Consider the following 13722-nt stretch of genomic DNA (forward strand, 5'->3'; position numbering starts at 1 on the left):
TGACCGGGTGCTGCTCGCGATCGACACCGCCACCGGGACCGTCGGTGCCGCCGTGCACGACGGTGAGCGGGTGCTGGCGGAGGTCGTCCACGAGGACGCGAGGCGGCACGGCGAGCTGCTCGCACCGGCGATCCGGGGTGCGCTGGACCAGGCGGGCGTCCCGGTCTCGGCGCTGAGCGCAGTGGTGTGCGGGGTCGGACCGGGGCCGTTCACCGGCCTGCGCGTCGGGGTCGTCACGGCCCTGACCCTCGCCCACAGCCGGGGGCTCCTACCGCCCCAGGGGATCTGCTCGCTGGACGCGGTGGCCCACCAGGGCGTGAGCGTCCACGAGGGGGAGCTGCTCGTCGCCACGGACGCACGACGCCGGGAGGTGTACTGGGCACGCTACGAGGTCGGGGCGCACACCGCGCGTCGCCTGGACGGACCCGGGGTGGCGCGGGCCGCCGACCTGCCCGAGCCGGTGCGCACCCTGCCCGTCGCCGGGCGGGGTGCGGCGCTCTACCCGGAGGCCCTCACCGGTCCACCGCTCCCCGGGGTCACCGACGCCCGCCCGGGGGCCCTGGCCGAGCTGGCCGTGCGGCTGCGTCGCGGCGACCACCCGGACGCCTCGACGGCGCTGCTGCCGCCCGAGCCGCTCTACCTGCGCCGCCCCGACGCGGTCGAGCCGAGCCGGTGAGCCCCGCCGCGCCGCGTCCCGCCACCTGGCGGGACATCCCCTTGATGGCCGGCCTGGAACGGGCGGCCTTCCCGGACGACCCGTGGACCGAGGCGAGCCTGTGGGGCGAGCTCGCGCAACGCCCCCGGCGCTCCTACGTGGTGATGCGCGAGCCCGGGTCCGAGGAGCTGCTGGGGTATGCCGGGCTGGACCTCGCGGGGGACGTCGCCGACGTCATGACGCTCGCCGTGGACCCGCATGCGCGGGGCCGGGGGATCGGGGGCCTGCTGCTGGAGGACCTGCACCGCCGGGCCCTGGCCGGCGGCGCCGCGAGCATGATGCTCGAGGTCCGCAGCGGCAACGAGCCGGCCCGCGGGCTCTACGCGGCCCGCGGCTACTCCCTGGTGCGATCGCGCCCCCGCTACTACCCGTCCGGCGAGGACGCCCTCGTCCTGCGCAAGGAGCTGTCCGCCGATGTCTGAACCCCTGGTGCTGGGCATCGAGACCAGCTGCGACGAGACCGGTGTGGGGCTGGTCCGCGGCCAGACCCTGCTCTTCGACGCGATCGCGAGCAGCGTGGACCAGCACGCCCGGTTCGGCGGCGTCGTCCCCGAGGTCGCGAGCCGCGCCCACCTCGAGGCGATGGTCCCGACGATCGAGCGGGCCTGCCGCGAGGCCGGGGTCCGGCTGCAGGACGTCGACGCCGTCTCGGTGACCGCCGGGCCGGGGCTGGCGGGGGCACTCCTCGTCGGGGTCGCCTCGGCCAAGGCGCTGGCGCTCGGGCTGGGGGTGCCGCTCTTCGGCGTCAACCACCTGGCGGCCCATGTGGCCGTCGACGTGGTGGAGCACGGTCCGCTCCCGGAGCCGACGATGGGGCTGCTCGTGAGCGGTGGACACTCCAACCTGCTCCTCGTGCCCGACGTCACCCACGACATCCGCTCGCTCGGCGCGACGATCGACGACGCGGCGGGGGAGGCCTTCGACAAGGTCGCGCGGGTCCTCGGCCTCCCGTTCCCCGGCGGGCCGCACATCGACCGGGTGGCCCGTGAGGGCGACCAGGTGGCCATCGACTTCCCCCGCGGTCTCACCTCGGGCCGCGACCTGCAGCGGCACCGCTTCGACTACTCCTTCTCCGGCCTCAAGACCGCCGTGGCTCGGTGGGTCCAGGCCCGGGAGGACGCCGGAGAACCCGTGCCGGTCGCCGACGTCGCCGCCAGCTTCCAGGAGGCGGTGGTCGACGTGCTCACCCGCAAGGCGGTCCTCGCCTGCTCCGAGCACGGGGTCGAGGACCTGCTCATCGGGGGAGGGGTGGCCGCCAACAGCCGGCTGCGTTCCCTCGCCCAGGAGCGGTGCGACGCCGCCGGGATCCGGTTGCGGGTGCCCCGCCCGGGACTGTGCACCGACAACGGCGCGATGGTCGCCGCGCTCGGCGCCCAGATGCTCGTCCGGGGCCGCCAGGCCTCCCGGCTGGACCTGCCCGCGGACTCCTCCCAGCCGGTGGAGCAGGTGAGCAGCTGAGGGACGCGGCGAGACCCGGGGGCCCGACTTGCCGGGGGTGGCAGCAGAGGCGCACCATAAGTCCTCGTGCGTGTCTTCTGGGCCCATCCGGCCCGCTCGGTCACCCTGGGCTTCCTCGGGCTCGTCGTGGTCGGCACCACCCTCCTCCTGCTGCCGGTCTCGCGCGCGGCCGCCGCGCCCGCGGACGCGCTGGTCGCCGCCTTCACCACGGTGTCCGCCACCTGCGTGACCGGGCTCATCACCGTGGACACCGGGACCTACTGGACCCCCTTCGGCCAGGTCGTCATCCTCGCCCTCATCCAGATCGGCGGGTTCGGCGTCATGACCCTGGCGACGCTCCTGGCGATGGCGGTGCGCGGCAAGCTGGGCCTGCGCTCCAGCCTCGCGGCGCAGGCCGACTCGCACTCGCAGCGGCTGGGCGAGGTCCGCGCGGCCATCTTCTCCACGCTGCGCATCCTCGTGGTGCTGGAGATCGTCGTCGCGCTGGTGCTCGCGGCGCGCTTCCACTGGGGCTACGGGTATGCCCCCGGCCGCGCCCTCTGGCACGGCGTCTTCCACGCGATCTCGGCGGTCAACAACGCCGGCTTCGCCCTGTACCCGGACAGCGCGACGGGCTTCGTCGGCGACATCTTCGTCATCGGACCGATCTGCTTCGCCCTGGTCGTCGGGGGACTGGGCTTCCCGGTGCTGCGCGAGCTGCTCCGGCGGGTGCCGCGCGAGCGGTGGAGCGTGCATACCCGGCTCACGCTGTGGGGCACCGCGGTGCTCATCGTCCTCGGCACCGGCCTCTTCTGGTGGTTCGAGACCCGGGGCGGCGGCACGCTGACCGGGCTGGACCCGTGGGGCCAGTTCGTGGGGGCGCTGGGCGGGGGGCTCTTCCCCCGCACCGCCGGCTTCAACAGCATCGACTACGGCATGGCGAGCGACGAGACGCTGGCGGTGACGATCGTGCTGATGTTCATCGGCGGCGGCTCGGCGGGCACGGCCGGCGGGGTGAAGATCACCACCTTCCTCATCCTGGCCTTCGTCATCTGGTCCGAGGTCCGGGGCGAGCCGGACGTCGTCATCGGGCGTCGCCGGATCTCCAGCGCGACCCAGCGCCAGGCCCTGTCCGTGGCGCTGCTCGCCGTGGGCCTGGTCGTCGTCTCCGCGATCTACCTCATGAGCCGCACCGAGGGGATGCGACCCACCGACCTGCTCTTCGAGACGGTCTCCGCCTTCGCCACGGTCGGGCTCTCGACCGGCCTCACGGCCTCGCTCCCGTGGGACGCCCAGCTGCTGCTCATGCTCCTCATGTTCCTCGGTCGCGTCGGCCCCATCACGGTGGCCGCGGCGCTGGCCCTCAACACCCGTCACCGGCACTACCGACTCCCGGAGGAGAGACCCGTTGTTGGCTAGGAAGAAGCGCGACCCCGAGGGTGGGGTCCCGACCGTCATGGTCGTCGGTCTCGGACGGTTCGGCACCGCCGTCTGCGAGTCCCTGGTGCGCCAGGGGGTCGACGTGCTGGCGATCGACACCGACGAGCGCCGGGTGCAGAAGTATGCCGACGAGCTCACGCACACCGTCGTCGCCGACGCGACCGACGGGGAGGCGATGCGCCAGCTCGGCGTCGGCAGCGTGGACCGGGCCGTCGTCGCCATCGGTTCCGACATCGAGGCCAGCGTGCTCAGCGTCATCACCCTGCACGAGGCGGGCGTCGACCGGATCTACGCCAAGGCCATCACCCGCAAGCACGGCAAGATCCTGGCCAGCATCGGCGCCGACCACGTCATCTACCCCGAGTACGTCATGGGCCAGCGGGTGGCGCACATGGTGACCGACGGTGTGGCCGACTACCTGGAGTTCGACGACGAGTTCGCGATCGCCCGGTGCAGCGCCCCGGTGGAGACCTGGGACCGGAGCCTGGCCGACTCGGGGGTGCGGACGCGGCACACCATCACCGTCGTCGGGATCAAGCCGCCGGGCGCACCCTTCACGTATGCCGTCCCCGAGACGGTCGTCGAGGAGGGGGACGAGCTGGTGGTCTCCGGACGCGTGGGGGACGTGGAGCGCTTCGTGGCGCTCCCGCGCGCCTCCCGGGCCTGACCGGACCCGTCCCTCAGGGGTCGTGCCGGTCCACCATGAGGACCGTCGGTGCACCGGCCACGGTCGTGAGGACCAGGACCGCCTCGACGCCGCCGCGGGCCTTCCGCGGCAGGCGCAGCTCGGTCCGGAAGGCGTCCGGGTCCACCTGGACCCCGCGCTTCTTGATCGTCACCGCCCCGTGGGGTCGCTCCCGCAACCACGCGCGCACGGTCCGGGCCTGCAGCGGGAGCACCTCGCGGACGGCATACCACCGGGCGAAGGGCAGGTCGACCGGCGCCGGCGCCGTGACGTAGCCGGCCCCCGCTGACACCTCCCGTCCCCGCACCAGGGCGGCCACCGAGCCGGTCAGCCCGGCTGCCAGCACGGTCCGGTCCGGCTCGGCGAGCCAGGGTCCGAGCTCGTCGGCCCGGGTGAGCGGCTCGTCGTGCGGGAGCTCGCCGAGCTCGTGCCAGGTCACCTCCGGCCCCGCGTCGTGCCCGACGACGGCGTGGCGTCCGGTGCTGTCGAGCCCCCACCACAGCGCGCACTCGAGCACGTCGCCGTCGAGACCGACCCACTCGGCGCAGACGTCGGCGGGGATCTGCGCGCGGGGGAAGACCGGTGAGAGCTTGGCCACCGTGGCGCGCGCCCGTGCCGCGACGTCGAGCACGGTCCCGAACGGCGGTGAGAGGTCGGCGAGGCGGTGGACGCGTCGCGTCCGGCCCGCGACGTCCGCCCGGCCGGGGGTGCGGCGGGCCGGGTCGAGGAAGGCCGCGTCGCCGGGCCCGACCGTGACGTCCGCGGCGTCGGCGACCACGACCCGGGCCCGGTCGAAGGGCGCGAGGTTGGCCCGCGCGGCGGCGGCGACGACCGGGTCCGAGTCGACCGCGGTCACCGCGAGACCGGCCTCCGCGAGGGCGCGCGCGTCCAGCCCCAGCCCGCAGCCCAGGTCCAGGACGTGCTCGACCCCGGTGCCCGCCACCATCCGGGCCCGTCGCGCGGCGACCGCCGGCCGGGTGGCCTGCTCGAGGCCGTCCTGGGTCAGCAGGAGCTCGTCCGCGAGGGCACCGAGCCGCGGTCTCGCGCGCGCCCGCAGCCGCGCCTGGGTGAGGGCGGCGGACACGAGGTCGGCGTCATGGCCCTGCGCGCGCAGCCGGCTCATCAGCGCGAGCGCCCCCGACTCCTCGTAGGGCGGGAGGCCGGACAGCAGCTGCGCCCCGGGCCCGTCGCGCAGGCGGTCCATGAGGGCCACGGCAGGGTCGGCGGTCATGACCCCAGTGTGACCGCCGCGTAGATTGTGCCCATGCCCCGCGTCTTCAGCCGCAAGGTCAGCCGACTGCTCCGCCGTGGCCGTCGGCTGGCCCTGGGGACGGCCGCGGCGGGGCTCGCCGGGCAGCTGACCCTGGCCGCGGGCGTGGTCGCCGCCGACGCGCTGCGCAAGCGCCGCGACCACGTCGAGCGCGACGCCCCGGAGCGCGACCCCGTGTCCGCGACCGTGCGCGGGGCCAGGGTCACCACCTACACCTACGGCCAGTACCTCTACGACGACATGATCGCCGCCATCGACGAGGCGGAGGACTTCGTCTACCTCGCCTCCTACATCTGGAAGGGCGACGACGTCGGCCGGGCGTTCAAGGACGCCGTGGTGCGGGCCGCGGACCGGGGCGTCCTGGTCTGCCTCGTCTTCGACGGCTTCGCCAACCTCGTCGTGCCGCGCGAGTTCCTCGACTTCCCGGACGGCGTGCACATGCTGCGCTTCCCCGTCCTGCGCACCGCGCTGCCGATCATCGACATCCGGGCCTCTGGCCGGGACCACCGCAAGATCCTCGTGGTCGACGGCCGGGTCGGCTTCGTCGGGGGTTACAACATCGGCTCGCTGTATGCCACCAGCTGGCGGGACACGCACGTCCGGGTCGAGGGGGACAGCGTCTGGGAGCTGACCAACGCCTTCACCGACTTCTGGAACCGGCACAAGGGCAAGCGGCGCCCGCAGCTCCCGGACAGCGGGACGATGGAGTGGAACGCCAACATCCGGGCCGCCCGCAACGAGCCGAGCCGCGTGGTCTACCCGGTGCGCGCGCTCTACCTCGAGGCGATCGACCGCGCCGTCCACCGGATCTGGATCACGCAGGGCTACTTCATCCCGGACCGGGAGATCCTGCACGGGCTGCTCACCGCAGCCTCGCGCGGCGTGGACGTGCGGGTGGTGATGCCGCAGGCCTCCAACCACGTGCTCGCCGACATCGTGGCGCAGTCCTACTACGCGACGCTGCTCGAGGGCGGGGTGCGGCTGCACCTCTACCACGACGTCATGGTGCACGCGAAGACCATGACGGTGGACGGCCAGTGGGCCACGATCGGCACGGCCAACATCGACCGGCTGTCGATGCAGGGCAACTACGAGATCAACCTCGAGATCGTGGACGAGCAGCAGGCCGCCCACATGGAGAACATCTTCCGCGCCGACCTCGAGCAATGCCACGAGCTCACGCTGGAGGAGTGGGAGCGACGCGGCCGGGGGACCCGGCTGGTGGAGCGCGTCCTGCAGCCGCTGCAGGTGATGCTCTGAGGCCGGTGGGGAGCGGAGCCCCCTGACGGTACTGGCACTCGGTTTGACCGAGTGCTAACCGCGTGCCTAGATTCGTCCTAGCACTCTCGGCACGTCAGTGCCAGCCGCGAGCGCCGACCGACCCCCGCGACGGCGGTGGGCCATCGCGGTGGAGTGAGCACGACCCAGCAGCGACCACCTGGCCGGCGCGCCGCGCCGGACACCTGAAGGAGAGAAGGAAGGTAACCGTGTCGGTTTCCATCAAGCCGCTCGAGGACCGCATCGTCGTCAAGGCCGTCGAGGCCGAGCAGACGACGGCCTCTGGTCTCGTCATCCCGGACACCGCCAAGGAGAAGCCCCAGGAGGGCGAAGTCCTGGCGGTCGGCCCCGGCCGCGTCGACGACAACGGCAACCGCGTCCCCATGGACGTCGCCGTCGGCGACCGCGTCATCTACAGCAAGTACGGCGGCACCGAGGTGAAGTACTCCGGCGAGGAGTTCCTCATCCTGTCGGCCCGCGACGTGCTCGCGGTCGTCGGCTGACCCGGCCGAACTCCCTGCGGCCGACTCGACCCGCACGCCACGCCCCGGCCGCCGATCCCGGTGACCGGGGCGCGGGCGTGCGGGCTGCCGGTCCCCTCGCACCGCATACCTGAAAGGAGCGCTCGCCCATGGCGAAGCAGCTGCAGTTCAACGACGACGCCCGCAAGGCGCTGGAGCGGGGCGTCGACGCCCTGGCCAACGCCGTCAAGGTGACGCTGGGCCCCAAGGGCCGCAACGTCGTCCTCGACAAGAAGTGGGGCGCGCCGACCATCACCAACGACGGCGTGACCATCGCCCGCGAGGTCGAGCTGGAGGACCCCTACGAGAACCTCGGGGCCCAGCTGGCCAAGGAGGTCGCGACCAAGACCAACGACATCGCCGGTGACGGCACGACCACCGCGACCGTGCTGGCCCAGGCCATGGTCAAGGAGGGCCTGCGCAACGTCGCCGCCGGAGCGGCGCCGTCCGGCCTCAAGCGCGGCATCGACGCGGCCGTGTCCGCCATCAACGACCGCCTGCTGGAGACCGCCCGCGAGCTCGAGGGCCGCGACGAGATCGCCCAGGTGGCCGGGCTGTCCGCCCAGGACCCGCAGATCGGCGAGCTCATCGCCGACGCCTTCGACAAGGTGGGCAAGGACGGCGTCATCACGGTGGAGGAGTCCTCCACCACCGCGATGGAGCTCGAGTTCACCGAGGGCATGCAGTTCGACAAGGGCTACCTCTCGCCCTACTTCGTCACCGACAGCGAGCGGATGGAGGCCGTCCTGGAGGACGCCTACGTCCTGCTCGTGCAGGGCAAGATCTCCAAGGTCTCCGACCTGCTGCCGCTGCTGGAGAAGGTCGTCGGCGAGAGCAAGCCGCTCATGATCATCGCCGAGGACGTCGAGGCCGAGGCACTGTCGACCCTCGTGGTCAACAAGGTGCGCGGCACCTTCAACGCCGTCGCCGTCAAGGCGCCCGGCTTCGGTGACCGCCGCAAGGCGATGCTGCAGGACATGGCCATCCTCACCGGCGGCCAGGTCGTCGCCGAGGAGGTCGGACTGTCCCTGGACTCGGTCGGCCTGGAGGTGCTCGGCACCGCCCGCCGGGTCGTGGCCACCAAGGACACCACGACGATCGTCGAGGGCAGCGGCGACGCCCAGGCGGTGAGCGACCGCGTCGCCCAGCTCCAGGCGGAGGCGGCCGCGACCGACTCCGACTGGGACCGGGAGAAGCTGCAGGAGCGCATCGCCAAGCTCGCCGGCGGCGTCTGCGTCATCAAGGTCGGCGCGCACACCGAGGTGGAGCTCAAGGAGAAGAAGCACCGCATCGAGGACGCCGTCTCGGCGACCCGCGCGGCCATCGAGGAGGGCATCGTCGCCGGTGGCGGCTCGGCCCTGGTGCACGCCGCCCCCGCCGCGGACGAGCTGGGCCTGACCGCCGACGAGGCGGTCGGTGCGGCCATCGTCCGCAAGTCCGCGGCCGAGCCGCTGCGGTGGATCGCCGAGAACGCCGGCCTGCAGGGCTACGTCGCCACCACCAAGGTCGGCGAGATGTCCCCTGGGCAGGGACTCAACGCGGCCACCGGGGAGTACGGCGACCTCTTCGCCGCCGGGGTCATCGACCCGGTGAAGGTCACCCGCTCCGCGCTGCGCAACGCCGCCTCGATCGCCTCCATGGTGCTCACCACCGACACCCTGGTGGTGGACAAGCCCGAGGAGGAGGACGAGGCCGGTCACGGCCACGCGCACTGAGGTCGCGACCGCAGCCGGTCACGACGACGAGGCCCCGCCCGGATCATCCGGGCGGGGCCTCGTGCGTGTGTCTGTGCGTGGGGCGGACGGGTCCGGTCAGCGCGTCTTCTGGTGCGGCCGGGCCGCGTCGACCTGCTCGTAGTGCTCGGCGCGCTCCTCCTCGGTCATCCCGCCCCAGACGCCGTAGGGCTCGCGCACCGTGAGGGCGTGGGTGCGGCACTGCTCCAGGACGGGGCAGCCGCCGCAGACCTGCTTGGCGCGTTCGTCCCGGCGGCGGCGGGCCGGTCCGCGCTCGCCCTCCGGGTGGAAGAAGACCTCCGGACTCGTCGTGCGGCAGGCTCCCTCGAACTGCCACTCCCACAGGTCCGCCACAGGACCGGGCTGATGAGCGATCTCGGCCACGGGATCCTCCTCTCGGGGGGCTGACCCGGTCCCCGCCTCACGCCTCGTCCCCCATCCGGGGCAGTCAGCAGGAAGGTTCCGAGCATGACGAGTTCCTCGTCGTCTTATTACTCTAAGTGATCGAACCCCTCTGGCATAGCGCCGGGTGGGCGGTCCGCGCGTCCGCCCGGTCGTCCGTAGACTCGGGGTATGACCTCCGGTGACCTCCGCGGCCCCTCCTCCGACGCCTTCGCCCGGGTCGGTCTCACCTACGACGACGTGCTGCTGCTCCCGGGGGAGACGGACATGTCGCCGGACCAGATCGACACCCGGAGCCGGCTCACGCGGGACATCTCGCTGCGCGTGCCGCTGGTGTCCGCCGCGATGGACACCGTCACCGAGGCGCGGATGGCCATCGCCATGGCGCGCCAGGGCGGCATCGGCATCCTGCACCGCAACCTCTCGGTGGAGGACCAGGCGCTGCAGGTCGACCTGGTCAAGCGGACCCAGACCGGGCGGATCACCAACCCGGTCACCATCGGCCCGGACGCCACGCTGGAGGAGCTGGACCAGCTCTGCGGGCAGTACCGCGTCTCCGGGCTGCCCGTGGTCGACGACGGCGGGCACCTGCTCGGCATCTGCACCAACCGGGACCTGCGCTTCACCCCCGTCGCGGAGTGGGACCGGACGCTCGTGCGCGACGTCATGACGCCCATGCCGCTGGTCACCGCCCCGGCCGACGTCTCCCGCGGGGAGGCCACCGCGATCCTGCGGGCGCACAAGCGGGAGCGGCTGCCGCTGGTCGACGAGCAGGGGCGCCTGTCCGGCCTCATCACGGTCAAGGACTTCGTCAAGAGCGAGCAGTACCCCCGGGCCTCCAAGGACGGGGACGGGCGGCTCCTCGTGGGGGCCGCGATCGGCTACTTCGGGGACGCGTGGGAGCGGGCGACCACCCTGGTCGAGGCGGGCGCCGACGTGCTCGTGGCCGACACGGCCCACGGGCACGTGCGGATGCTCCTGGACATGGTGAGCCGGCTCAAGAGCGACCCCGCGACCCGGCACGTCCAGGTCATCGGCGGCAACATCGCGACCGCCGCGGGCGCCCAGGCCTTCGTCGACGCCGGCGCGGACGCCGTCAAGGTCGGGGTAGGACCCGGGGCGATCTGCACCACGCGCGTGGTCACCGGCGTGGGCGTGCCCCAGCTCTCCGCGGTGCACGAGGCGGCCCAGGTATGCCGGGAGTCCGGCGTCCCGGTCATCGCCGACGGCGGCATGAAGTACTCCGGCGACATCGCCAAGGCGCTCGTGGCCGGGGCCGAGGCGGTCATGATGGGGTCCATGCTCGCGGGCTGCGAGGAGAGCCCGGGGGAGCTCATCTTCGTCAACGGCAAGCAGTTCAAGAGCTACCGCGGGATGGGCTCGCTCGGGGCGATGAGCTCGCGCGGCAAGAAGTCCTTCTCCAAGGACCGCTACTTCCAGGCGGAGGTCGCCAGCGACGACCAGCTCGTGCCCGAGGGCGTCGAGGGCAAGGTCGCCTACCGCGGGGCCGCCAGCGCGGTGGTGCACCAGATGGCCGGCGGCCTGCGGCAGGCCATGTTCTACGTCGGTGCGCGCACCGTCCCCGAGCTGCAGGCCAAGGGCCGGTTCGTCCGCATCACCCAGGCCAGCCTGCAGGAGTCGCACCCGCACGACATCGAGATGACGGCCCAGGCGCCCAACTACGGCTGACCCGCCCGGGGCGCGTGGCGCAGGACGGTCGGGGCCGGGCCGGACGGTAGCCTGACCCGGTGAGCGAGATCGAGATCGGACGCGGAAAACGGGGCCGTCGGGCCTACTCCTTCGACGACGTCGCGGTCGTCCCCTCGCGCCGCACCCGCGACCCCGAGGACGTCTCGATCACCTGGCAGATCGACGCCTACCACTTCGAGCTCCCGATCCTCGCCGCCCCGATGGACTCCGTGGTCTCCCCGGCGACGGCGGTCGCGATCGGCAGGCTGGGCGGCCTGGGGGTGCTCGACCTGGAGGGTCTGTGGACGCGCCACGAGGACCCGAGCGACGCCCTCGCCGAGATCGCGCGGCTCGAGGGGGAGCAGGCGACCGCCCGGATGCGTGAGCTGTATGCCGCGCCGATCCGGCCCGAGCTCATCACCGAGCGGCTGCGGGAGATCCGGGACGCCGGGGTGACCGTGGCCGGGTCCCTGTCGCCGCAGCGGACCCAGCAGTTCTGGAGGTCGGTCGTGGACGCCGGCGTCGACCTGTTCGTCATCCGCGGCACCACGGTCTCGGCCGAGCACGTCTCGAGCCAGGCCGAGCCGCTCAACCTCAAGCGCTTCATCTACGAGCTCGACGTCCCCGTGGTCGTCGGCGGCGCCGGCACCTACACCGCCGCGCTGCACCTCATGCGCACCGGGGCGGCGGGCGTGCTCGTCGGCTTCGGCGGCGGGTCCACCCACCGCACCCGCACCGCCCTGGGGATCCACACGCCGTCGGCCACCGCGATCGCCGACGTCGCGGCCGCCCGGCGCGACTACCTCGACGAGTCCGGGGGACGCTACGTGCACGTCATCTCCGACGGCGGCACCAGCGTGTCAGGGGAGATCGTCAAGGCGGTGGCCTGCGGCGCGGACGCCGTGATGCTCGGGGCGGCGCTCGCGCGGGCCCAGGAGGCCCCGGGCGCCGGCTACCACTGGGGCAACGAGGCGCACCACCCCGAGCTGCCGCGGGGCGTGAAGGTGCACGTCGGCACGGTGGGGACCCTCGAGGAGGTGCTCGTCGGCCCGGCGCGCACCGCGGACGGCACGACCAACCTCACCGGGGCCCTGCGCCGCGCGATGGCGACGACGGGCTATACCGATCTCAAGGAGTTCCAGCGAGTGGACGTGGTGGTGGCGCCCTATGGCGAGCGGTGAGCCGACCGGGTCGGACGGCAGGAGGCGAGGCAGCGGGATGCCGGAGGTGAGCGTCAGCCACGCGCCCGAGCACGTCCGCCGGCGTCGGGTCGTCCTCGGCGTCCTCCTCGTGCTCGTGCTCGCCGTGGGCTGGGGCCTGAGCCAGGTCCTCGGCGGCGGCACGGCGCCCGCCGACGAGGCCGGTGCGCAGGGCACGTCCGGTCCCGCCGAGGCCCAGGCGCCCGCGGACGAGAGCGACGACGAGGACACGGAGGCGCAGGAGTCGGAGGAGCCGGACGCGTCCTCCGAGGAGACCGCCGCCGGGGAGACCGAGATCTGGCAGCGCGAGCCGGTGGCGGGGGAGCACGCCAGCGACACCACGGCGCTGGAGCAGGTGGACTACCTCACCGGCGGGCTCACCCCGAAGTCGGTCATGGCCTCGGGGCACGGGCTGATGATCGCCAACAACATGATGTACAGCCACACCTCCACCGTCTTCGACAGCACCACCCGGGAGCAGGTCGAGGTGCTGCAGGACGAGGTCGACCTCGCCGACTACGGCATCGAGGGCCACCCCGGCCTCTCGCAGGGAGCGCCGGTCGAGGCGGCCTGGACCGACGACGGGCGCTACGCCTACGTCTCGCAGTACACGATGTACGGGCAGAACTTCGGCGTCGAGGGCTTCGACGCCTGCACCCCCGACAGCGGGGTCGGGGCCTCCTTCGTCTACCGCTTCGACGCGGAGGAGATGGCCTGGGACCAGGTCTTCGAGGTGGGCGCCGTCCCGAAGTACCTCACCCTCACCCCGGACCAGAAGACCCTGCTCGTGAGCAACTGGTGCGACGCGACCCTGTCGGTCGTCGACACCGAGAGCGGCGAGGAGACCGGGGTGGTGGAGCTGGCGGCCGCTCCGCGCGGCGTGGTGGTCATGCCGGACAACACCACCGCCTACGTCGTCGCGATGTATGCCGACCAGCTCTACAAGGTCGACCTCGCCTCCGGCAGCGCCGAGGTCGTCATGGAGACCGCGTCGCGGCCGCGGCACCTCAACCTCGCGGACGAGGGCGCCACCCTCTACCTCACGACGAGCGGCGGCAACGCGATCTACAAGATCGACACCGCCACCGACGAGATCGTGGACCAGGTCGACCCCGGTGCGGAGCCGCGCAGCGTCACGCTCAGCCCGGACGAGAGCGCCCTCTACGTCGTCAACTACAACGAGGCGAGCATCTCCAAGGTGCGCACCTCCGACATGGAGGTCATCGACTCTGCCCCGGTCGACGCCAACCCCATCGGCATCGACTACGACCCGGTCACCAACACCGTCTGGGTGGCCTGCTACGGCGGCTCGATCTACGTCTTCGACGACCAGAGCACCCTGCTCTGACGCCC

Annotated in this window: 13 protein-coding genes; 11 read left to right on the forward strand and 2 right to left on the reverse strand. The window is 72.8% G+C overall.

The window, feature by feature from the left end; genetic code table 11:
* Positions 1–7: 7 nt before the first annotated feature.
* From tsaB to SGUI_RS15585, 5 genes are all read left to right on the forward strand, one after another.
* Entirely contained in the window at positions 8–676 is a 669-nt protein-coding gene (tsaB, locus tag SGUI_RS15565; protein WP_202816587.1) for a tRNA (adenosine(37)-N6)-threonylcarbamoyltransferase complex dimerization subunit type 1 TsaB, read from the forward strand.
* Positions 673–1137 carry a ribosomal protein S18-alanine N-acetyltransferase gene (rimI, locus tag SGUI_RS15570; RefSeq protein ID WP_083190739.1) on the forward strand — a complete coding sequence of 155 codons (465 nt, stop codon included), beginning with the start codon at positions 673–675 and terminating at the stop codon, positions 1135–1137. Before tsaB ends, rimI begins: the two co-directional genes overlap by 4 nt.
* Positions 1130–2173, forward strand: coding sequence for a tRNA (adenosine(37)-N6)-threonylcarbamoyltransferase complex transferase subunit TsaD (tsaD, locus tag SGUI_RS15575; protein WP_066641781.1), 1044 nt, complete (start codon positions 1130–1132; stop codon positions 2171–2173). The genes rimI and tsaD overlap by 8 nt, the downstream gene beginning before the upstream one ends.
* A 66-nt stretch (positions 2174–2239) precedes the next feature.
* A complete protein-coding gene (locus SGUI_RS15580) occupies positions 2240–3571 on the forward strand; it encodes a TrkH family potassium uptake protein (RefSeq protein WP_066641782.1) in 1332 nt (443 codons plus the stop codon).
* A 37-nt stretch (positions 3572–3608) separates the two neighbouring features.
* On the forward strand, positions 3609–4259 hold the full coding sequence (locus SGUI_RS15585) for a potassium channel family protein (RefSeq protein WP_066641783.1): 651 nt from the start codon (positions 3609–3611) through the stop codon (positions 4257–4259).
* A 13-nt stretch (positions 4260–4272) separates the two neighbouring features.
* Here SGUI_RS15585 and SGUI_RS15590 read toward each other — a convergent pair whose 3' ends face one another.
* Entirely contained in the window at positions 4273–5508 is a 1236-nt protein-coding gene (locus SGUI_RS15590; protein ID WP_066641784.1) for a class I SAM-dependent methyltransferase, read from the reverse strand.
* A 33-nt stretch (positions 5509–5541) separates the two neighbouring features.
* Here SGUI_RS15590 and SGUI_RS15595 point away from each other — a divergent pair, with 33 nt between their 5' ends.
* The 3 genes from SGUI_RS15595 (at position 5542) to groL (ending at position 9061) form a co-directional block, all read left to right on the forward strand.
* The gene (locus tag SGUI_RS15595; protein ID WP_066641785.1) at positions 5542–6807 is read left to right on the forward strand and encodes a phospholipase D-like domain-containing protein; all 1266 of its coding nucleotides are present in this window, start codon (positions 5542–5544) and stop codon (positions 6805–6807) included.
* A gap of 227 nt (positions 6808–7034) precedes the next feature.
* Positions 7035–7328, forward strand: coding sequence for a co-chaperone GroES (groES, locus tag SGUI_RS15600; protein ID WP_066641786.1), 294 nt, complete (start codon positions 7035–7037; stop codon positions 7326–7328).
* Between the two features lie 128 nt (positions 7329–7456).
* Complete coding sequence (gene groL, locus SGUI_RS15605; protein WP_066641787.1) at positions 7457–9061, forward strand: chaperonin GroEL; 1605 nt, start codon at positions 7457–7459, stop codon at positions 9059–9061.
* Between the two features lie 96 nt (positions 9062–9157).
* Here groL and SGUI_RS15610 read toward each other — a convergent pair whose 3' ends face one another.
* Positions 9158–9463 carry a WhiB family transcriptional regulator gene (locus SGUI_RS15610; RefSeq protein WP_066641791.1) on the reverse strand — a complete coding sequence of 102 codons (306 nt, stop codon included), beginning with the start codon at positions 9461–9463 and terminating at the stop codon, positions 9158–9160.
* Positions 9464–9652: 189 nt separating this feature from the next.
* Between SGUI_RS15610 and guaB the strand changes: the two genes are divergently transcribed.
* From guaB to SGUI_RS15625, 3 genes are read left to right on the forward strand one after another with little or no spacing between them, the layout of a single operon-like run.
* Positions 9653–11170, forward strand: coding sequence for an IMP dehydrogenase (gene guaB / locus SGUI_RS15615; protein ID WP_066641793.1), 1518 nt, complete (start codon positions 9653–9655; stop codon positions 11168–11170).
* A gap of 59 nt (positions 11171–11229) precedes the next feature.
* Positions 11230–12351 carry a GuaB3 family IMP dehydrogenase-related protein gene (locus SGUI_RS15620; RefSeq protein ID WP_066641794.1) on the forward strand — a complete coding sequence of 374 codons (1122 nt, stop codon included), beginning with the start codon at positions 11230–11232 and terminating at the stop codon, positions 12349–12351.
* A gap of 46 nt (positions 12352–12397) precedes the next feature.
* Positions 12398–13717, forward strand: coding sequence for a YncE family protein (locus tag SGUI_RS15625; protein ID WP_418314004.1), 1320 nt, complete (start codon positions 12398–12400; stop codon positions 13715–13717).
* Positions 13718–13722 lie beyond the last annotated feature (5 nt).

Origin of the sequence: Serinicoccus hydrothermalis (genome assembly GCF_001685415.1) — a bacterium.
Classification (GTDB): Bacteria; Actinomycetota; Actinomycetes; order Actinomycetales; family Dermatophilaceae; genus Ornithinicoccus; species Ornithinicoccus hydrothermalis.

What these genes read in the sequence shown, in the direction of transcription:
- tsaD (WP_066641781.1), top strand. Translation starts at nt 1,130, where the DNA reads ATGTCTGAACCCCTGGTGCTGGGCATCGAGACCAGCTGCGACGAGACC.
- SGUI_RS15585 (WP_066641783.1), top strand. Translation starts at nt 3,609, where the DNA reads ATGGTCGTCGGTCTCGGACGGTTCGGCACCGCCGTCTGCGAGTCCCTG.
- SGUI_RS15590 (WP_066641784.1), bottom strand. Translation starts at nt 5,508, where the DNA reads ATGACCGCCGACCCTGCCGTGGCCCTCATGGACCGCCTGCGCGACGGG.
- SGUI_RS15595 (WP_066641785.1), top strand. Translation starts at nt 5,542, where the DNA reads ATGCCCCGCGTCTTCAGCCGCAAGGTCAGCCGACTGCTCCGCCGTGGC.
- groL (WP_066641787.1), top strand. Translation starts at nt 7,457, where the DNA reads ATGGCGAAGCAGCTGCAGTTCAACGACGACGCCCGCAAGGCGCTGGAG.
- guaB (WP_066641793.1), top strand. Translation starts at nt 9,653, where the DNA reads ATGACCTCCGGTGACCTCCGCGGCCCCTCCTCCGACGCCTTCGCCCGG.